17 protein-coding genes are annotated in these 19,743 nt (G+C 74.8%); 10 read left to right on the forward strand and 7 right to left on the reverse strand.

Annotation, left to right across the window (positions count from 1 at the left end; translation table 11 throughout):
• Positions 1 to 10 precede the first annotated feature (10 nt).
• Together V1J52_RS15655 and thpR are read left to right on the forward strand one after the other, a co-directional pair.
• Entirely contained in the window at positions 11 to 1,531 is a 1,521-nt protein-coding gene (locus V1J52_RS15655; protein ID WP_330140408.1) for an MFS transporter, read from the forward strand.
• Between the two features lie 56 nt (positions 1,532 to 1,587).
• Positions 1,588 to 2,259 carry an RNA 2',3'-cyclic phosphodiesterase gene (thpR, locus tag V1J52_RS15660; protein WP_330140587.1) on the forward strand — a complete coding sequence of 224 codons (672 nt, stop codon included), beginning with the start codon at positions 1,588 to 1,590 and terminating at the stop codon, positions 2,257 to 2,259.
• A gap of 158 nt (positions 2,260 to 2,417) precedes the next feature.
• On the opposite strand, the gene V1J52_RS15665 is transcribed toward thpR, so the two are convergent.
• A complete protein-coding gene (locus tag V1J52_RS15665; protein WP_330140409.1) occupies positions 2,418 to 2,651 on the reverse strand; it encodes a hypothetical protein in 234 nt (77 codons plus the stop codon).
• A gap of 183 nt (positions 2,652 to 2,834) precedes the next feature.
• Positions 2,835 to 3,830: an aldo/keto reductase gene (locus tag V1J52_RS15670; RefSeq protein ID WP_330140410.1), complete on the reverse strand. Its 996-nt coding sequence runs from the start codon at positions 3,828 to 3,830 to the stop codon at positions 2,835 to 2,837.
• A gap of 118 nt (positions 3,831 to 3,948) precedes the next feature.
• On the opposite strand from V1J52_RS15670, the gene V1J52_RS15675 reads away from it, so the two are divergent.
• Positions 3,949 to 4,506 (forward strand): GNAT family N-acetyltransferase, encoded by a 558-nt coding sequence (locus V1J52_RS15675; RefSeq protein WP_330140411.1) that lies wholly within the window; start codon positions 3,949 to 3,951, stop codon positions 4,504 to 4,506.
• A 34-nt stretch (positions 4,507 to 4,540) separates the two neighbouring features.
• On the opposite strand, the gene V1J52_RS15680 is transcribed toward V1J52_RS15675, so the two are convergent.
• On the reverse strand, positions 4,541 to 5,245 hold the full coding sequence (locus V1J52_RS15680) for a GDSL-type esterase/lipase family protein (protein WP_443075842.1): 705 nt from the start codon (positions 5,243 to 5,245) through the stop codon (positions 4,541 to 4,543).
• 172 nt (positions 5,246 to 5,417) lie between these two features.
• Between V1J52_RS15680 and V1J52_RS15685 the strand changes: the two genes are divergently transcribed.
• The 5 genes from V1J52_RS15685 (at position 5,418) to V1J52_RS15705 (ending at position 11,875) form a co-directional block, all read left to right on the forward strand.
• Positions 5,418 to 6,731 (forward strand): ATP-grasp domain-containing protein, encoded by a 1,314-nt coding sequence (locus tag V1J52_RS15685; RefSeq protein ID WP_330140413.1) that lies wholly within the window; start codon positions 5,418 to 5,420, stop codon positions 6,729 to 6,731.
• Positions 6,732 to 6,822: 91 nt separating this feature from the next.
• Positions 6,823 to 8,844: a CocE/NonD family hydrolase gene (locus V1J52_RS15690; RefSeq protein WP_330140414.1), complete on the forward strand. Its 2,022-nt coding sequence runs from the start codon at positions 6,823 to 6,825 to the stop codon at positions 8,842 to 8,844.
• 22 nt (positions 8,845 to 8,866) lie between these two features.
• On the forward strand, positions 8,867 to 9,025 hold the full coding sequence (locus V1J52_RS15695; protein ID WP_330140415.1) for a tryptophan-rich sensory protein: 159 nt from the start codon (positions 8,867 to 8,869) through the stop codon (positions 9,023 to 9,025).
• 619 nt (positions 9,026 to 9,644) lie between these two features.
• On the forward strand, positions 9,645 to 10,799 hold the full coding sequence (locus V1J52_RS15700) for a cytochrome P450 (protein WP_330140416.1): 1,155 nt from the start codon (positions 9,645 to 9,647) through the stop codon (positions 10,797 to 10,799).
• Positions 10,800 to 10,870: 71 nt separating this feature from the next.
• Positions 10,871 to 11,875 carry a hypothetical protein gene (locus V1J52_RS15705; protein ID WP_443075832.1) on the forward strand — a complete coding sequence of 335 codons (1,005 nt, stop codon included), beginning with the start codon at positions 10,871 to 10,873 and terminating at the stop codon, positions 11,873 to 11,875.
• A gap of 77 nt (positions 11,876 to 11,952) precedes the next feature.
• Here the strand turns inward: V1J52_RS15705 and V1J52_RS15710 are convergent, their stop codons facing one another.
• Positions 11,953 to 12,717 (reverse strand): TetR/AcrR family transcriptional regulator, encoded by a 765-nt coding sequence (locus V1J52_RS15710; protein WP_330140418.1) that lies wholly within the window; start codon positions 12,715 to 12,717, stop codon positions 11,953 to 11,955.
• Positions 12,718 to 12,820: 103 nt separating this feature from the next.
• On the opposite strand from V1J52_RS15710, the gene V1J52_RS15715 reads away from it, so the two are divergent.
• Together V1J52_RS15715 and V1J52_RS15720 are read left to right on the forward strand one after the other, a co-directional pair.
• Positions 12,821 to 13,879 carry an ATP-binding cassette domain-containing protein gene (locus V1J52_RS15715; protein WP_330140419.1) on the forward strand — a complete coding sequence of 353 codons (1,059 nt, stop codon included), beginning with the start codon at positions 12,821 to 12,823 and terminating at the stop codon, positions 13,877 to 13,879.
• The gene (locus V1J52_RS15720; RefSeq protein ID WP_330140420.1) at positions 13,876 to 14,715 is read left to right on the forward strand and encodes an ABC transporter permease; all 840 of its coding nucleotides are present in this window, start codon (positions 13,876 to 13,878) and stop codon (positions 14,713 to 14,715) included. Before V1J52_RS15715 ends, V1J52_RS15720 begins: the two co-directional genes overlap by 4 nt.
• A gap of 33 nt (positions 14,716 to 14,748) precedes the next feature.
• Here V1J52_RS15720 and V1J52_RS15725 read toward each other — a convergent pair whose 3' ends face one another.
• The 3 genes from V1J52_RS15725 to V1J52_RS15735 all read right to left on the reverse strand — a co-directional run bounded on the left by V1J52_RS15725 (position 14,749) and on the right by V1J52_RS15735 (position 19,686).
• Positions 14,749 to 15,141, reverse strand: a complete 393-nt coding sequence (locus V1J52_RS15725; RefSeq protein WP_330140421.1) for a PPOX class F420-dependent oxidoreductase — start codon at positions 15,139 to 15,141, stop codon at positions 14,749 to 14,751.
• Between the two features lie 125 nt (positions 15,142 to 15,266).
• On the reverse strand, positions 15,267 to 16,385 hold the full coding sequence (serC, locus tag V1J52_RS15730) for a phosphoserine transaminase (protein WP_330140422.1): 1,119 nt from the start codon (positions 16,383 to 16,385) through the stop codon (positions 15,267 to 15,269).
• A 139-nt stretch (positions 16,386 to 16,524) separates the two neighbouring features.
• Entirely contained in the window at positions 16,525 to 19,686 is a 3,162-nt protein-coding gene (locus V1J52_RS15735) for a sacsin N-terminal ATP-binding-like domain-containing protein (protein ID WP_330140423.1), read from the reverse strand.
• Positions 19,687 to 19,743: the final 57 nt, after the last annotated feature.

Consider the following 19,743-nt stretch of genomic DNA (forward strand, 5'->3'; position numbering starts at 1 on the left):
CGAAGCCGAGTTGAGTTCGGGACCCGGAGCAGATTCCGCACCCGCACCGCACGACACGCGCAAGAAGACCGCTCCCGGGGAACGGGAGGGACGAGCGGAACGCCCGGCGAGGACGTCGATGTTCAGCTCGCTGCGCATCCGCAACTACCGGCTGTTCGCCATGGGCCAGCTCGTGTCGAACACCGGCACCTGGATGCAGCGCATCGCCCAGGACTGGCTCGTCCACAGCCTCACCGGCTCCGCCACGGCCGTCGGGCTCACCGTCGCACTCCAGTTCCTGCCCATGCTGCTGTTCGGCCTGTACGGCGGCGTCCTCGCCGACCGGTGCGCCAAGCGCCGCCTGCTGCTGATCACACAGGCCACCATGGGCCTCACCGGACTCGCGCTGGCCGCGCTCACCCTCAGCGGCTCCGTGCAGGTGTGGCACGTCTACGCGCTCGCCTTCGCGCTCGGCCTGGTCACCGTCGTGGACAACCCGGCGCGGCAGACCTTCGTCGCCGAGATGGTCGGCCCGGCGCAACTGCGCAACGCCGTCTCGCTGAACTCGGCCAACTTCCAGTCCGCCCGCCTCGTCGGGCCCGCCGTCGCCGGTGTGCTGATCACCGCCGTGGGCAGCGGCTGGGCGTTCCTGCTCAACGGGCTCTCCTTCCTCGCGCCCATCACCGGGCTGCTGCTCATGCGCGCCAGTGAACTGCACTCCTCCAAGCCGGTCCGCCGCGGCAAGGGGCAGCTGCGCGAGGGGCTCGCCTACGTGCGCGGCAAGCCGGAGCTGATGTGGCCCATCGTCCTCGTCGGCTTCATCGGGACGTTCGGCTTCAACTTCCCGATCTGGCTCACCGCCTTCACCGAACGCGTCTTCGACCAGGGCGCGGCCACCTACGGGCTGCTCAACGTGCTGATGGCCGCCGGGTCCGTGACCGGCGCCCTGCTCGCCGCCCGCCGCGCGTCCTCGCGGATGCGGCTGCTGGTGGGCGCCGCGGCCCTGTTCGGGCTGCTGCTGTCGGCCGCGGCCCTCACCCCGTGGTTCTGGCTGTTCGCCGCGCTGATGGTCGCCGTGGGACTCATGGGCCTGACGTTCAACGTGACGGCGAACTCCAGCGTCCAGCTCGCCACGGACCCGGTCATGCGGGGCCGCGTGATGAGCCTGTTCATGATGGTCTTCGTGGGCGGCACGCCCATCGGCGGACCACTCATGGGCTGGGTCACCGACGTCTACGGCCCCCGGATCGGGCTGCTGGCGGGCGGCGGCATCGCGCTGCTGGCGGCCGTCCTGGTCGCCCTGGCACTGGCCAGGGCGGCGGGGCTGCGCCTGCGGCTGGACCTGCGGCGCGGCAGCCGCGGCCTGTCGTTCGTCCCCCGCGAACCGCTCCCGGTCTCGCCGCTCGCCTCACCCGCGAGCCCGGCCCAGGCCGCGGAGGCGGCGGAGGCCGCGGACGGTCCGGCCCCGGAGGCGGACCCGGGGGACGGTCCGCGGGCGGACGGGCCGCAGAACCGGGCCGCCCGGGAGGCCGTTCCCGGGGGGACCCGGTGAACGAGGACCCGGCGGCCGGACCGGGCGGACCCGGCGAGGCGGGTGGACCGGGCGCAGTGGACGGACCGGGCGGACCCGGCGCGGCGGACGGAGCGGACGGCGGCACGGCGCGGCTGTTCGCCGCGCTGCTGCCGCCCCCGCCCGTGCTGGACGGGCTGCGGGAACGGGTGACGGCGCTCCGGGAGGCACCCGGAGCCGGGCGGCTGCGGTGGACGGAACCGGACGGGTGGCACCTGACGCTCGCCTTCTACGGCGCCGTCCCCGGCTCCGTCCGGCCCGGCCTGGACGCCCGGCTGGAACGGGCCGCCCGGCGCGGGAGGCCCGCGGCGCTGGAACTGCGCGGCGCCGGCCGGTTCGGGGACCGGGCGTTGTGGGCGGACGTCGCCGATGCCGAACCCGGCGCCGTCGCCGCGCTGGCCCGGCTGGCCGGAGCCGCGGAGGCCGCGGGCCGCCGCGCCGGGACGGGCGGCGGCCCGGGCCGTCGCCGGTTCACCCCGCACCTCACCCTGGCCCGCTCCCGGAACCGGGAAGCCGGGCCGCCGGTTCCGCTCGCGCCGTACGTCGAGCGGCTGGCCGACCACGTCTCGCCGCCGTGGCGCCCCGGGCGGCTCGCCCTCGTCCGCAGCCACCTGCCCGTCTCCGGGGTGCCCGGGGAGCAGCCCCGCTACGAGACGGTCGCGGCGTGGCCGCTCGGGGACCCGGCCCGGACGGATACGGTGGAGGGGTGAACCCCAAGATCAGGACGCGGATCGTGACGGGAACCCTCGTCCTGCTGTTCGCCGTCGTCGCCGTCACCGCCGCGCTGGGCCGCTGACCGGCCGGTCGGCAGCACACACCGAAGGCCCGCTCCGGGGGGAAGTTCCGGGGCGGGCCTTCGGGTGCGGCGTCAGAAGTTGATGCAGACCGGGCCGCTGAACGGTGCCACGTTGCCGCTCGAACCGATGGCGACGGAGTTGCAGTGGGCGGTCAGCGCCATCTGGGCGACGGAGTGGTGGGGGCGGTCGTCGTAGCCACCGCCGTGGGGCCCGTCGTGGGCACCGCAGGCGGAGGCGGCACCGGCCCCGGCGACGAGGCCCACCATGGCCAGGGCGGTGGCGGCGACTGCTGTGCGGATGCGCATGCTGCTCCTTCGGAAGTACGAACGGAACGATCACGTGGCAGCTCACCAGCAGAGGACTGGCACACCCGTGCATTACGCCATCCGTGGGCCATGCCGCCCCGGCCCCCGGCCGTCCGGTCACCCGCGCGCCCGCCCGGCGGCCCGCGCACACCGGACGGGCGCGCCAGCCCCCGCGTCCGCCCGCTACCAGGCGAACGCCTCCGGGGACGGGCCGGGGCCGGGGAAGATCTCGTCCAGGGCCGTCAGCACCTCCTCGCCCAGCTCCAGCTCCACCGCGCGCAGCGCCGAGGCGAGCTGCTCGCCGGTGCGCGGCCCCACGATCGGGCCGGTGACGCCGGGCCGGGTCAGCAGCCAGGCCAGCGCCACCTCACCGGGCTCCAGACCGTGCTTCTCCAGCAGGCTCTCGTAGCTCTGCACCTGCTCGCGCAGGGCGGTGTTCCGCAGCGCGTCCCCCGAGCGTCCCGACGCCGTGCGGGTACCCTCACCCGCACGCTCCTTGCGGAGGGCGCCGCCCAGCAGCCCGCCGTGCAGCGGCGACCACGGGATCACCCCGAGCCCGTACGCCTCGGCGGCCGGGACGACCTCCATCTCGGCACGGCGCTCGGCCAGGTTGTACAGGCACTGCTCGCTCACCAGTCCGAGGCTGCCGCGCCGCGCCGCCGCCTCGTTGGCCTGGGCGATGTGCCAGCCCGCGTGGTTGGACGAACCGGCGTACAGGATCTTGCCCTGCTGCACCAGCACGTCGATCGCCTGCCAGATCTCGTCCCACGGCGTGCGCCGGTCGACGTGGTGGAACTGGTAGAGGTCGATGTGGTCGGTCCGCAGCCGCTTCAGGCTGGCGTCCACGGCCCGGCGGATGTTCACCGCGGACAGCCGGTCGTGGTTGGGCCAGCTCTCGCCGTCCGCGCCCATGTTGCCGTACACCTTGGTGGCGAGCACGACCTTGTCCCGGCGCCCGCCGCCCTGCGCCAGCCAGGAGCCGATGATCTCCTCCGTGCGGCCCTTGTTCTCGCCCCACCCGTAGACGTTGGCGGTGTCGAAGAAGTTGACGCCCGCCTCCAGCGCGGCGTCCATGATGGCGTGGCTGCCCGCCTCGTCCGTCTGCGGCCCGAAGTTCATCGTCCCCAGCACCAGTCGGCTGACCTTGAGCCCCGTACGTCCCAGCTGTGTGTACTTCATACCCCCACACAAGCCGCTGGAGCCCGTTCGAATCAACCCCGCCACGCCCCTCGGCCGCCCCCGCGTGCTCATCCGGCGCGGCCTTGGCCCGGGACGGGGCGGGCGGCATGATCGGAGCATGGACGACACCCGGCAGCGCCTGCCGCTTCCCGACCGCCTGCTGATCGAGGGGCACGGGCTCGTGCTCAGGGAATGGTCCGAGGCGGATCTGCCCGACCTGGCCGAGCTGTACGACGACCCCCAGATGGCCCGCTGGACGCCCGCCGCCGACCCGTTCGACGCGGAGGCCGCCCGCGCCTACCTCGCCCGCGCCCGGGAGGCCCGCGCGCAGGGCGAGCGGGTCCAGCTCGCCATCACCACGGACGGTGGACGGGCGCGGGGCGAGGTGCTGATGTTCCGCTGCCCCGTGGACGCCCGCGACGTCGAACTCGGCTACGGCGTCGCCGCCCGGCACCGGCGGCAGGGGCTCGCCGCCCGCGCCGTCCGGGCGCTGGCCGACCACGCCACCGGGCACGTGGGGGCGCGCCGGACGGTGCTGCGCATCGAGGCGCGGAACACCGCGAGCGAGGCGGTCGCCGCCGCGACCGGGTTCCTGCTGACGGACGAGGAGCCGGTCTACCGCGACATCAAGGGCCGCCCGGCCGAGCTGCGCACCTGGAGCCGCCCCGCCGCCTGACCCGCCGCACCCCCGGCCGCCGGGCCGGCGACCGTCACGCGACGGGGGCCGCCTCCGGCAGGACCGCCTCCGCCGGGGCCGCCTCCGGCAGGGGGTAGGGCGCGGCCAGGGACCACGCGGCGTGCAGGGCGTCCGCGAAGGCGGCGGCGAGGCGGTGCTCGCCCGGGGCGGCCGGGTGGGTGCCGTCGTACGTGTCGCGCACGGGGTCCCAGTCGGCGGGCGGGTCGGCCAGCACCAGCGGGGACGCGGGCGTCGTCAGCTCGGCGACGGCGTCGGCGAGGAGCGCGTTGAAGCGGGCGCACTCGGCGGCGAAGGGCGGGTCCGTCGCGGCCCGGATGTTGGGGATGACGGGGAGCAGGACGGCGCGTACGGCCGGATCGGCGGAGCGCGCCCCGGCGACGAAGCGGCGCACGTTGGACGCCGTCTGCCGGGCGTCGGTGTAGAACCCGAGGTCGATGAGGCCCAGCGAGACGAGCAGGGTGCCGGGGCGGTGGACGCGGACGGCCTCGGCGATGCGGGGGGCATGGTGCAGCCAGCCCTCGCCCCATCCGGCGAGGTGCCGCCTGGCGTGCCGGGGGAAGGCGGGGTCGCCGTAGGCGTGGGACCCTTCGTACAGGGCCTCGCGCGGGCCGACGAACCGGACGGGGACCGTCCCGCGGGCGCGCAGGTGCTCCCACAGGCGGTACCGCCAGGTGTAGTCACCGGCGCTGCCGATCGTCATCGAATCCCCGACACACATGATGCGCACCGGCACATTCTGCCGGGCGACCCCCGTGACCTGCGGCGTGATGCCTGTCACGCACCGAGATGAGCACGCCCCGGGTGTGCGGAACAGGAGGGCGGGTAACCGACCCGGACGGCCGACGGTAACGCTCGGATAACAGCTCGGCCGGGTTGAGGAGAGGATTCCCATGGCGCAGAAGAACATCTTCGTGATCGGTCTGGACGAGGAGAACATGGAGACTCTCCGTGACGTTCCGGACTCGATCCACTACCGGTTCCACCCGCTGCTGGGCATCGACGAACTCCAGACGGGCGACATCGACGTCAAGGGGCTGATCCGGAAGGCGCAGGCGGAGCTGGACGCCTTCGAGGGCAGCATCGACGCGATCGTGGGCTTCTGGGACTTCCCGGTCTCGACACTCGTCCCGATGCTCGGCGAGCGCTACGGCACCCGCAGCACGAGCCTGGAATCGATCATCAAGTGCGAGCACAAGTACTGGAGCCGGCTGGAGCAGCAGAAGGTCATCGACGAGCACCCGCGGTTCGCGCTGGTGGACCTGGAGAATGACGCGAAGCCGCCGGAGGGGCTGCGGTTCCCCATGTGGCTCAAGCCGGTGAAGTCCTTCTCCTCGGAGCTGGCCTTCGGCGTGAAGAACGAGGAGGAGTTCCACGAGGCGGTGGCCGAGATCCGCGAGGGCATATCCCGGATCGGCGCGCCCTTCGAGATCATCCTCGACCGGCTCGACCTGCCGCCCGAGATCGCCGACGCGGGCGGTCAGGCGTGCCTGGCGGAGGAGTCGCTGACCGGTGAGCAGTACGCCGTCGAGGGGTACGTGTACGACGGTGAGGTCACCGTCTACGGCGTGCTGGACTCGATCAACTACCCCGGCAGCTCCTGCTTCCTGCGTCACCAGTACCCCTCCCGGCTGCCGCAGCAGGTCGCCGACCGGCTCCGGGACGTCTCCAAGCGCGTGATGAAGCAGCTCGGGATGGACAACGCGACGTTCAGCATCGAGTTCTTCTACGACGCGGAGACCGACGAGGTGAACCTGCTGGAGGTCAACCCGCGCCACTCCCAGTCGCACGCGGAGATGTTCGAGTACGTGGACGGCGTGCCCAACCACCACTGCATGATCAGCCTCGCGCTGGGCCAGGACCCGCAGCTCCCGCACCAGGAGGGCCCCTACCAGGTGGCCGCCAAGTGGTACTACCGCAGGTTCGCCGACGGCGTGGTGCGCCGCGTGCCGACGGCCGAGGAGCTGCGGGCCGTCGAGAAGGAGATCCCCGGCGTCAAGGTCGAGGTCATCCCGTCCGAGGGCCAGCGGCTCTCCGAGATGCCGGGGCAGGACCAGTACAGCTTCGAACTGGCGCACATCTTCGTCGGCGCGGCCGACGACGAGGAGCTGCGGGAGAAGTACGACCGCTGCGTGGAGGCGCTGCGCTTCGAGTTCGACGACGACGGCACGGCCCCGGCGGCCGACGGCGGCACCGGCCCGAACTGAGCCGGGGCACGCCGCACCGGAGGACCCGTGCGGGCCCGCAGCGGGCCCGCGCGAGCGAGCGAGACCCGATCGAGAGGAGCACCGCACCGGCATGCGCTACGTCACCAGCCTGCCGCACGACGTCAGGGAAGAGGAACACGTCTGGATCACGGTGTCCGACGGCACCCGCCTCGCGGCCCGCGTCTGGCGCCCGGTGTCCTCGGACGGCGAACCGGTGCCGGGCGTGCTGGAGTACATCCCGTACCGCAAGCGGGACCTCACGTCCGTCCGGGACTCCATCCACCACCCCTACCTCGCCGGGCACGGCTACGCCTGCGTCCGCGTCGACCTGCGCGGCACCGGCGAGTCGGAGGGCGTGCTCACCGACGAGTACCTGGAGCAGGAGCAGCGCGACGCCGAGGACGTGCTCGCGTGGCTCGCCGAGCAGCCCTGGTGCGACGGCAGCACCGGCATGATGGGCATCTCGTGGGGCGCCTTCGCCGCGCTCCAGGTCGCCGCGCGCCGGCCGCCGGGCCTGAAGGCGCTCGTCCTGTCGTCGTTCACCGACGACCGCTACTCCGACGACATGCACTACATGGGCGGCTGCCTGCTCTCCGACAGCCTCGCCGAGGCGGGGACGATGTTCGCCCACTCCACCTGCCCGCCCGATCCGGCGCTGGTCGGCGACCGCTGGCGGGACATGTGGCACGAGCGGCTGGAGGCGAACGGGCCGTGGGTGGCCGAGTGGCTGCGCCACCAGCGCCGTGACGACTACTGGCGGCACGCCTCGGTGTGCGAGGACTACTCCGACGTGCAGGTGCCCGTCCTGGCGTCCAGCGGCTGGGCGGACGGCTACTCCAACGCCGTGACCCGCCTGCTGGAGAACCTGGACGTGCCCCGGCGCGGGCTGATCGGGCCGTGGTCGCACAAGTTCCCGCACCTGGGCGAGCCGGGACCGGCGATCGGCTACCTCCAGGAGGTCGTCCGCTGGTGGGACCACTGGCTCAAGGGCGCCGACAACGGGGCGATGGACGGTCCGATGCTCCAGGCGTGGATGCAGGAGAGCGTGCCGCCCTCGACGTCGTACGAGGAGCGCCCCGGGCGCTGGGTGGCCGAACCGGCGTGGCCCTCCCCGCAGATCGAGCAGGTCTCCCACCCGCTGAGCGCCCACCGCATCGGCGCGCTCGGTGAGGAGCCGCCGCCCGCCGAGCTGACGGTGCAGTCGCCGCTGTCGGTCGGCCAGTTCTCCGGGAAGTGGGCCTCCTACAACGCGCCGCCCGACCTGCCCTACGACCAGCGCGAGGAGGACGGCGGCTCCCTCGTCTTCGACAGCGAACCGCTGCCCGAGCGGCTGGAGATCCTGGGCGTGCCCAGTGTGGAGCTGGAGCTGTCGGTGAACCAGCCGGTCGCCATGGTGGCCGCGCGGCTGTCCGACGTCGCCCCCGACGGGCGGGCCACCCGGGTCACCTACGGGCTGCTCAACCTCACCCGCAAGGACGGCACCGAGGCGCCGGAGGCCCTCGTGCCCGGTGAGCGCTACCGGGCGACCGTCCAGCTCAACGGGGTGGCGCAGGCGTTCCCGCCGGGGCACCGGCTGCGGCTGTCGCTGTCCACGTCGTACTGGCCGCTGGCCTGGCCGCCGCCGCGGCCCGTCATGCTGAGCGTGTACGCGGGGGCCAGCACGCTCACCCTCCCGGTGCGGCCCGTCACCGACACCGAGGAGGAGCCCCGGCCGTTCGGCGAGCCGGAGGGTTCGCCGCCGCTCACGACGTCCCAGATCGAGCCGGGCGACCACCGCTGGGAGGTCTCCCGCGACCTGGTCGGCTACAACTCGGCGCTGGAGATCGTCAAGGACAGCGGGACGGTCCGCTACGACGCGATCGGCCTGGACGTGGGCCGCCGCGCCTACGAGCGCTACGACTCGGTGGCCGACGACCAGGAGTCGGTGCGCGGCGAGTCGACGTGGACGATGACGTTCAGCCGGGACGACTGGCACGTCCGCACGGTCACCCGCACCGTGCTGCGCTCCACCGCGACGGACTTCCTGCTGCACGCCACCCTGGACGGCTACGAGGCGGGCCAGCGCGTCTTCTCCCGGGTGTGGAACGAGTCCATTCCGCGCGACCTGCTCTGACGCGGGGCGCGGTACCGCCCGCGTGCGCGGACGCCCTGCGCAGGGCGTCCGCGCACGCGGGCGACGTCTGGTGTTCTTCTGGCGGGTGCGGCGGACGGCGGGGCTGCTCCTCGTGCCCTGCCTGACGTGGGTCGCCTACGCGGCGGCCCTGAGCGGCAGCGTCCGGCTCGCCGAGCCCTGACCTCCTCCGGCCCCGGCTGCCCCGGGGCCGGGGCAGCCGGGGCCGGGCCGCATCTGGCCGGTTTCACCGGTCCGTCCGGTCTGCCGCGTGTGTAGCGTCGGGAGGCGAGCGAGCGGCGGGCCCACGGCCCGCGGGGCTCGCACCAGTGGGCTGATCACGCGCTGAGACGTGCGGTGGTGTGCCGAGCGGCGTACGCCGGGCCGGCAGCGGTGGTCAGCGACCAGGAGGAGGACACCATGACCAGGATCACCAACGGCCTGCGGGCGCTCAGCGGCGAGATGCGCGCACGCTGGCACGGCTACTTCGTCGGCTACGGCAAGGAGGACTGACCCGGGGCCGGGCCGGACAGCGCGGAGCACCGCGCGGCAGCCGGAGAGCGCCGCCGCGCGGAAGGCACCGCACCACAGGAGAGCGTCATACAGTCGTACGACAGGAGGACGGCCATGTCGTGGGTCAGCAGGAGCTTGCGGGTGCTCAGCGGTGAGATGCGCGCCCGCCGCAACTCGTACGGCGACAGGTACGGACGCGAAGCCTGACCAGGCTCCCCGTACGAGTACGGGAGGGGGTGCGCAGGCGGGACCGCGCGCCCCCTCCCCCGTCAGAGAGGGGCGGCGGCCTCGTGTTCCTGGACCGGCAGAGCCTGTGGCACCACCTCCGGCGCTGGGAGGGGCTGGCGGCGGATGCCGACGGCCCGTTCAGGCTCCGCTTCGGGACCCTCTTCGTCGCCGACGCGGACGCGGCCCGGGACGTCCTGGTGGACTCGGCGGACCGGTACCTGTCGCAGTCCGGGTTCTACCGCCTCGGGCTGGTGCCCCTCCCCCAGGGCTTGCGGGCCGAGGCGTCACACGAACTGCTGAAGGTGTTGGCCCGTCACGGCCCCCGCGCGTCGTTCGACGTCGGCTCCGCACTCCGCGAGGCGGGTGACAGCCGGGGCCGCCTGCGGCACCAGCGCTGGGGCGTCCAGGTGGTCCGCCGGTACTTCGCACCGGTGATCGCGCACCCGCGCCACCGTGAGATCAACGCTCTCGTCGACGCCTACGTGACGTCGAGCGTCGTCGCCGACGACATCGTCGGTCACGTGGTGCGGCGCTCCCACCGTTCGGTCCCCCGCATCCGGGCCGGGTTCGCCGATCAGCTGGGACGGCTGCCGCCACCGGACGACGGCCCGCGGGACCTCGTTGACGTGGTGCTGCGCCTGCCCGGCGAGCTGTCCCCGGCGGATCGCGCGCAGCTCCTGCAACGGCTCGTCCTCTCCACCGTCGGCTTCACCGGCGTGGCCCTCGAATGGGTGGTGCTGCTCGGCGTCCGGCACGGGTACGACGATCCGGCCGTACGACCGGAACAGGTCCGTTCCCTGGTCAAGGAGGCGCTGCGCCTCTATCCGACGGCGTGGCGCCTGCTCAGGGTGGCCGCCGCCGACCACGAGATCGCCGGAGTCCCGGTGCGCGAGGGCGAGCACGTCCTGATCGGCACCCACGCGCTCCACCGGTCGGCGGCCGTGTGGGACGAGCCGCTGCGCTTCCGTCCCGCGCGCTGGGAGAACCCCACCGACGAGCAGAGGCGGTCCTACCTGCCCTTCGGGAAGGGGAAGGGGATGTGCCCGGCGAACGGGTTCGCGGTCAGGGCGCTGGAGCACCTCGGCTCCCTCATCCTGCGCGGCTACCGGGGCGAGGTGCGGCTCTGTGGACGCAAGCCCCACGCCCGCACCCTCCTGGCACCGCCGGCGGGCTGGACCCGCCTCACCGGGGAGCCGCGGCCGGAGAGGCAGGGCTGAGGCCCCGGGCGTGCTCCGCCCGGCGCCGGGGGCCGGTTCCGGGCGTGGGGGCGGGGTGGGAGGCTGGGGGGATGCGGACGTGGGTGGCAGGGGTCGGGGCCGGGCTGGTGCTGGCGGCGGGGACGGGCGGGGCGGCCGTCGCGGAGGACGCGGAGGGGTTCGCGTTCGCCGACGAGCGGATAACCGAGTCCAGCGGGCTGGCGCCCAGCCGGGCGCACGAGGGCGTGTACTGGACGCACAACGACAGCGGCTACGACCCGACGCTGCTGTACGCGGTGGACGGCAGGACCGGGCGGACGGTGGCCACGGTGACGCTCGCCGGGGTGGAGGGCCGGGACCTGGAGGCCGTCTCCGTCGGTCCGGACGGCGCCGTCTACGTGGGCGACATCGGGGACAACCTCGGCGGGACGTGGCCGGAGGTGTGGATCTACCGCTTCCCCGAGCCCGCGCGGCTGGCGGACACGACGGTCGAGCCGGAGCGCTTCACCGTGCGGTACGCGGACGGGGCGCGCGACGCCGAGTCGCTGGCCGTGCACCCGGTGACCGGGCGGGTGTACATCGTCGGGAAGAACGAGGACGGCGACGGGCTGTACGCCGGGCCCACGGAGCTGTCGGCGTCGGGGGTGAACACCTTCGAACGGGTCGCGGAGATCGACCTGTGGGCCACGGACGCGGCCTTCTCGCCGGACGGGACGCGGCTGGCGGTGCGCAGTTACTTCGGCGGCATCATGTACGCCTGGGAGGACGGCGCTCCGCAGCGTCTGAGCCGGTTGCGGGTGCCGATCCAGCAGCAGGGCGAGGGGGTGGCGTTCGGTCCCGGCGGGCGGACGCTGCTGTTCGGCTCCGAGGGCGCGGGCAGCGAGGTCCGCGTGGAGGAGCTGAGCGGCGATCTGCTCCCGCTGGACGCGCGGGAGGAGCCCGGTTCTCCGGACGGGCCGTCCTCGCCGGACGCGGAGGCCGGAGCGGACGGGGGCGGTGACGACGAGTCGGGGGGCGGCCCGCTGCTGGGCGGCGCGGCCGTGGCGATCGCCGTCGCCCTCTGGGCCGCCCTGCGCGGCGGACGCCGCAAGGACTGACGGCAGCGTCCGGGCACGCCGTTGCCGGCAGGCGTCAGCCGGGGCGCCACGCCTGGAGCCCCTGGAAGCCGCGTGCGTCAGTCCCCGGGTGGGCGGCGGGCGTTGATCATGAGTTCGAGGCCGTCCAGGAGGGGTTTGAGGCCGAACTCCAGGATGTCGGGGCCCTCCGAGGTGAAGGTGTCGGCGGGCAGCGCGGCGATCTGCGGGTAGTCGCCGCGGTTCATGGCCTTCTCGATGTAGGGGTACTGCGCGGCCCAGAAGTCCTCGTCGCTCACCCCCGTCTCGGCGGCCGACTGCTGCGCGAGGACGGCCATGCGGGCGGTGCCGGTCACGTAGTTGTCGACGGCGACGAGCACGGTCGCCTTCTCCTTGCCGCTCAGCCCGATGCCGTCGAGTCCGGCGAGGGCCATGTCGAAGCTCGCCATCGAGTTCGGCCCGAGCACCGGCCGGGTCTGGTTGATCTGGAGCAGCCAGGGGTGGGTGGTGTAGAGGTGCCAGCTTCCCCGGGCGACGGCCTCCAGGGTGATGCGCCAGTCCGTGCCGAACCCCTCGGGCACGTGGTCGAGCGGGCCCTGCACGTGGTCGAGCATGAGGTCGAGCAGTTCGCCCTTGCCGGGCACGTACCGGTACAGGGACATGGTGCCGACGCCGAGGCGGGCGGCGACCTTGCGCATGGAGAGCGCGGCGAGCCCCTCCTCGTCGGCCAGTTCGACGGCGGCCTGCACGACGGCTGTAACGCTGAGCCCGGGTTTGGGGCCGCGTTGTGACCGCTCGCCCGTCCCCCACAGCAGGGCCATGCTGCGGCTGAGGTCGCCGCTTCCGGTGTGTTCCGTCGTCGCCATCGTGCCCACCATCGTAATCCCCTGCGCACGGCTCTGCGTATGCTGTACGCTTTTCCCACTGGGTACAGTGTACCCAGTTCGTCGCGGTCCAAGGGGGACACCAGTGCACCCGTCCGACTCCACCCGTTACGCGGTCCTCGCCGAAGGACTGCACAAGCGCTACGGCCCCAAGGCCGGGAAACCCGCACTGAGCGGCTTCGACCTCGCCGTTCCGGCCGGCACCGTCCACGGGCTGCTCGGCCCGAACGGGGCGGGCAAGACCACCGCCGTCCGCATCCTCGCCACGCTGCTGCGGGCCGACGGCGGCCGTGCCCGGGTCGGCGGCTTCGACGTCACCCGGCAGCCCCGGCAGGTACGCCGCCAGATCGGCTTCACCGGGCAGTACGCGGCGGTCGACGAGATCCTGTCCGGGCGGCAGAACCTGGAGATGTTCGGCCGCCTCTTCCACCTCAGCGCGGCCCGCGCCCGGCGGCGCGCCGCCGAACTGCTGGAGCAGTTCCGGCTCACCGAGGCCGCCGAACGGCCCGTCTCCGGGTACAGCGGCGGCATGCGGCGCCGGCTGGACCTCGCGTCCTCACTGATCCTGGCGCCGCGCGTGCTGTTCCTGGACGAGCCGACGACCGGCCTGGACCCCCGCGCCCGCAACGAGGTGTGGGACGCCGTCCGCCAGCTCGCCGCCTCCGGCACCACGGTGCTCCTGACCACCCAGTACCTGGACGAGGCCGACCAGCTCGCCGACCGGATCGCGGTCATCTCCGCCCCGCCCGGCGAGGGCGGCCGCACCATCGCCGACGACACCCCCGAGGGGCTGAAGAACCTCGTCGGCGGCGACCGCGTCGAGGTCGTCGTCGGCGGCACCGAGCACCTGGCGGCGGCCGAGCGGGTCGTCGCGCGGGTCAGCGGCGTCACGCCGGAGAGCAACGCGGAGGCGCTGCGGGTCAGCGCACCGGTCACCGACCGGGTGCACGCCCTCACCGAGGTCGCCCGCACCCTGCGGGACGAGGCCGTGGACGTCGTGGACCTCGGCGTGCGCCGCCCGACCCTGGACGACGTCTTCCTCCGGCTGACCGGCACCGCCGCCACCGGGACCACCGACGAAACCACCCCCGCCACCCGGTCCGCCGCCGCCCGGCCCGCCGCCACCGAGGGAGCCTCCGCATGAGCGCCGCCACCCCCGCACTCCGCACCGCCGACGACGGCCCCGAGCGGCGCTGGCGCTGGGCGGTGACCGACTGCTGGACCATCGTCCGCCGGGAGCTGACGCACCTGGTGCGGCAGCCGTCCCTCATCGCCTGGCAGCTCGGCTTCCCCATCGTCTCGGTGCTGCTGTTCGTCTACGTGTTCGGCAGCGCCATGGAGGTCGGCGGCGGCACGGACTACAAGGACTTCGCCATGCCGGGCATGTTCGCCATGACCATGGCCTTCGGCTTCATGAACACGGCGATGTCCGTCGCCATCGACAAGGACCGGGGCGTCATCGACCGGTTCCGGTCCATGCCCATGGCGCCCTCGGCCGTCGTCACCGGGCGCGGCGTGTCCGACGTGCTGCACGCGGCGCTCGACCTGGCCGTGCTCGCCGGTATCGCCCTCGTCATCGGCTGGCGCCCCGCCGGCGGGCTCCCGGGCGCGCTGGCCGCCTTCTCCCTGCTGCTGCTCCTGCGCTTCGCGCTGATCTGGGTCGGCGTCTGGCTCGGGCTGAAGGTCAAGAACCAGGAGGCCGCGGGGAACCTGTTCGCGGTCGCCTTCCCGTTCGGCATGGTCTCCAGCGTCTTCACGCCGCCGTCCCTGATGCCGGACTGGCTGGGCGCCATCGCCATGTGGAACCCCGTCTCCTCCACGGCGGGCGCCGTGCGCGACCTGTTCGGCCAGCCCATGGCCGCCTCCGGCGGGAGCTGGGTGGAGAGCCACGCGCTGCTGATGGCGGTGGTGTGGCCGCTGGCCATCGCCGCCGCGTTCCTCCCGCTGGCCGTCCGCCGCTTCCAGCGCCTCTCCCGCTGACGCTGACCGGCTGAGCTGCCGGGCGGCGGCGGGTCAGTCGCCCGGGAGCCAGATCTCGTAGAGGACCGGGCGGTCGAGCTTGAGGGCGTAGCCGAGGGGGACGGCGACGCCCTGGGCCAGCGGGTGCTTGCGGGCCAGGCGGCGGGCGGCGTGCCGGGCCTCGTCTCCGGAGAGCCGTCGCGCCCGCGCCTTCAGGGGCGCCCCGGTCGGTGTGCCGCCCGCCGTCGCCGGGGCGATCTCCACCTCCGGGTAGCGTCGCAGCCGGTCGTTCTCCTGCGCGCGGGCGCAGGTGCGGACGTAGGCGCGGTCACCGTCCACCGCGATCCGCGTGGCCCCGCCGACGGGAGCGCCGTCACGGGCGTAGGTGGTCAGCCGGATGTGGCGCTCCTCGGCGAAGTGGGCGAGGCCGGTCGTCGGAGTCGTCATGCGGCGCCGGTTACCCGATCGGCGCCTCCCCAAACGCGGCGCGCTCCCACACAGCCGCCCCGCCACAGCCTCCGGGGGCGGGCCCGCCGCGTGGCCGGGCCCGCCCCCGGAGGGCCGGACAGGGGTCAGAGACGCTCGATGACGTGGTCCACGCAGGCCGTCAGGGCCTCGACGTCGGCCGGGTCCACGGCCGGGAACATCGCCACGCGGAGCTGGTTGCGGCCCAGCTTGCGGTACGGGTCGGTGTCCACGATGCCGTTCGCGCGCAGCACCTTGGCCACGGCGGAGGCGTCCACCTCGTCGGCGAAGTCGATCGTGCCGACGACCTGCGAACGCTGCGCCGGGTCGGTGACGAACGGCGAGGCGTACTTCACGTCCTCGGCCCAGCCGTACAGGGCGCGGGCGGAGGTGGCGGTGCGGCGCACGGCCCAGTCCAGGCCGCCCTGCCCGTTGATCCAGTCGAGCTGGTCGGCCAGCAGGAACAGGGTGGCGAGCGCCGGGGTGTTGTACGTCTGGTTCTTGCGGGAGTTGTCGATCGCCGTCGGCAGGTCGAAGAACGCCGGGACGTGCCGCTCGCTCGCGGCGATCCGCTCGGCGCGCTCCAGCGCGGCCGGGGAGAACACGCCCAGCCACAGCCCGCCGTCGGCGGCGAAGGACTTCTGCGGGGCGAAGTAGTAGACGTCCGTCTCGGCGATGTCCACGGGCAGGCCGCCCGCGCCGGAGGTGGCGTCCACCAGGACGAGCGCGCCCTCGTCGGCGCCGGGGACGCGCTTGAGGGGGGCCGCGACGCCGGTGGAGGTCTCGTTGTGGGTGAGGGCGTAGACGTCGGCGCCCGCCTCGGCCGCCGGCTCCGGGTGTGTGCCGGGCGGGGAGGTGATGACGCTGGGCTCCGCCAGCCAGGGCGCCTGCTGCGCGGCCTTGGCGAACTTGGAGGAGAACTCGCCGAAGGACAGGTGCTGCGACTTCGTCTCGATGAGCCCGTGCGTCGCGACGTCCCAGAACGCGGTGGAACCGCCGTTGCCGAGGACCACCTCGTAGCCCTCGGGCAGGGAGAACAGCGCGCGCACGCCCTCGCGGACCCGGCCGACCAGGTCCTTCACCGGGGCCTGGCGGTGGGAGGTGCCCAGCAGGGAGGTGCCGGTGGCGGCCAGGGCGCTGAGCGCCTCCGTCCGCACCTTGGAGGGGCCCGAACCGAAGCGTCCGTCGGCGGGCTTGATGTCAGCGGGAATCCGGATCTCAGCCACGTGGCCGAGCCTAACCGGTGCGCATACGGCCGGGCGCGCCGTCCGCCCGCTGAGACGCCCGGCCGGATGCCGGCGCGCCCGGGGACAGGAGACGCGTCCGGGGACGGACGCCGCCCCCGGACGCGCCGGGCCGCCCGGGTCAGTCGAACCAGCGGGCCACGGCCAGTTCCGGCCCGCGCGCGGCGTCCTCCAGCAGCGCGGCGGTTTCGAAGCGGCGCGGCCAGGCGCCCGCCGCCCAGGCCAGCCCCGCGGCGACGCCCTCCAGCGTGGCGGCGTGCAGCACCCCGTCCGGCGTCAGCCGCCAGTCCAGTTCCGCACCGGCCACGACCAGCTCGTCGTGCTCGGTGTACGTGGCGGGGGTTCTGGCGCCGAGCAGTTCCCGCACGGCGTCCGGCACCGCCCGCACGGCGCCGCCCTCCGGGGCGGGGGCGGGCACGGCGTCGCTGAGCAGTTCCACGTCGAGCACGGCGGCGAGGCGTCCGGCCAGCCCGGGGCGGACCGGCAGCAGCGGGCGGCCGGTGGCGAGCGGCAACAGGTCCGGGGCGTCGGCGACGAGGGCGTCGGCGGCGTCCACGACCCGGACCCGGCCGTCCACCACCGCGCGGACGTCCTCGGGCAGGGTGACCTCGTCCGGGTCCAGCCCGGCCAGCAGCGTGTACAGGCCGTGCAGCTGGGCGGCGTGGACGGGCAGTTCCGGGTCGGCGAGGCGGGCCAGCAGTTCGGCGGCGCCGCCCGGCTCGTCCAGCAGGGCTGCGGCCGAGGTGCGCACGCCCAGGGCGTGCAGCAGCGCCGGGTCGTCGAAGCCGGAGGCGTCGGCCTCCTGGTAGAGGCCGGCCAGCAGCGGGTCGCCTCCGGCCGCGCGCAGCCCGGCGGGGCGGCGGCCGTCCAGAACGGGGTGGCCGCGCAGCCACCAGGCGGTGTAGGGGCGCACGTTCTCGGCGGTGCCGTCGGGCAGCAGCACCCGCACGGGGGTGGTGAGCGCGTCCCGCAGCGGGGGCCGGGCGAGCAGCGCGAGGGCGGCGGGCCACTGGTCGTCGTCGACGAGGTCCAGGTCGCGGACGGCGAGGAGTTCGGTGGCGACGGGCGGCACGGGCGTCTCGGGGAGCTGGTCGAGCACGTCCTCGCACCACACGTCCACGGCGTCCAGCAGCCCGGCGTCGTCGGGTTCGGCGTAGGGGCCCTCGCGCGGCTCCAGCTCGTCCGGGTCGAGGGGGACGTCCTCGGCGCGCACGAGCGGGAAATCGGCCAGGACGCCGACGGCCGTGAGCGTCTGCCCGCCCCAGCGTGCGGCCAGTGCGGCGTCGCACCCGGGCACCTCGCCCTCGCGCAGCACGCGGGCGAAGGGGCTGCCGGGCAGGACGAGTTCGCCCGCCGGGGTGAGTTCGCCGTCCTCGTCCGGCAGGGCGAGCGCGGCCAGCCACGGTTCGTCGCCGGGCGCGAGGGCGGCGTCGCGGACGAGCCCGAGGACGGTGTCGGCCAGCTCCTCGGCGTCGAGGGCGCCGTCGTCCTCGTCCCAGATCTCGCCCGCGTCCAGGGACGCGGCGACGGCGGCCCGGACCTGCGGCGTCGCGAGCACGGCGCGCGGGGTGGCGGGGACGGCGCCGAGCCGCTCCAGCAGCGGGTGCGCGGCCTCGGCGTGCGCGACCTTCAGGCCGAGCCGGGCCAGCCGTCCGGCTCCGCCCGCCTGGTCGGGCAGCGGCAGCAGGACGTGCCGGGGGCCGATGGTGGTGCGTCCGTCGGCGAGCGGGACGGGCAGGCCGGTGAGCCGGTCGGCGTCCACTCCGGCCAGCGAGTCGTACAGCCGCCGCCACCACGCCGGGTCGCGCTCGGTGCCGGCCAGCCGGTCGATGACCTCGCCCAGCGGGATGCGCGGGACGCCGAGGGTGCGCAGCCCGGCGCGGCGTTCCAGCCCGGCCGGCAGCAGGCTCGGGAACAGCTCCGCCAGGACGGCGACGGTTCCGGCGCCCGCGCCCTCGGCCAGCTCCGCGTCGCGCGGGCGCAGGACGTGCGGCTCGCCGCCGTCGGCCGGGGCGGCGTCGGCTGCGGCGTCCGCGTCGGCGGTGGCGTCCGGCGCGGTGGCGTCCCAGGCGCCCGCGTCATCCGGCGCGGTGCCGTCGTCCGGCGCGGGCCGCGCCGGGGCGGCGGAGGGCAGGAACGGGACGTCCGGCAGGCGTTCCAGCAGCAGGGCGCGCAGGGCGCCGTCCAGCTCGCCGCGGCCGATCGGCTCCGGGACGAGGTCGATGACGCCGGGCCCGGCCGGGCGCCAGTGGCGCAGCAGGTCCGCGTAGGTGTCGGCGGCCCGTTCCAGCAGGAAGTCGGTCAGCGGGCCGGGCGCGGTGTGCCGCCGGGTGGATTCCAGCGGGAACGACGCGAGGAGCAGGGCGGGCAGGCCGAGCGGCTCGTCCGTGGGGGTCGGGGCGTGCACGACGGGCGCGGTGGCCGGGCGGACGGGAGCGCCCGCGTCGTCCACGGGCACCGCCCACGTCACCGTCCAGCCGGGGCGCCGCCGCTCCTCGACCGGACGGTCGGCCAGCAGCTCCGGCGGGGCGGTGCCGTGCGCGCTGGCGACGCGCCAGCGCCGTCCGCCGACGACGGTGTACGGGCCGTCCTGGCGGCGGGTCAGCGTCCGCTCGCCCGCGGCCGTCTCCACGACGACCTCGGCGAGCCCGGGCAGGGCCAGCAGCAGCGCGTCGTCCACGGCGGCGAGCAGCCGCTCGGCCAGCTCCCGGGCGGCGGGGTCGCGCAGCGGCAGCACGACGGCGGTGTCGTACCCCTCAGGGGCGCTGCCCCCGGCCGGGAACGGCAGCCGCAGCACCGGCAGGTGGCCGTCGCGGCGCCGCAGTTCGTCGTCGAGGCCGGGCACGGCGGCGGCCAGCTCCCGCGCCTCGGCCAGCGACCAGCGCACGCCGCCGCCGTGGCTGACGACGGCCGGTTCGTCGCTGACGGTCAGTACGGCGGCGAAGCCGACGCCGAACCGGCCGACGCCTGCCGCGTCGTCCCGTTTGGCGGAGGCCCGCAGGGTGGACAGCGACTCGGCGCCCGCCGCGTCGAGGTGGGCGCCGGTGTTGGCGGCGACGAGGGTGTCGCCCTTCAGGGTCAGCCGGAGTCTGCCGGGCACCCCGGCGCGGGCCGCGGCGTCCGCCGCGTTCTGGGCCAGCTCCACGACGAGGCGGTCGCGGTAGCCGCCGAGCGCCAGCTCCTCCTCGGCGTTGGCGTCCTCGCGGAACCGCGCGGGCGCCGCCGCCCACGCGTCCAGCACACGCCGTCGCAGTTCCGCCGTGCGGAACACATCACCGTCCATGCGGCTGACGGTACCGCCCGCGCGGCCCGCCGCCGCACGCCGCCCGCCCCGGGGCGC

The organism is Streptomyces solitudinis, from assembly GCF_036323765.1.
Lineage (GTDB): Bacteria > Actinomycetota > Actinomycetes > Streptomycetales > Streptomycetaceae > Streptomyces.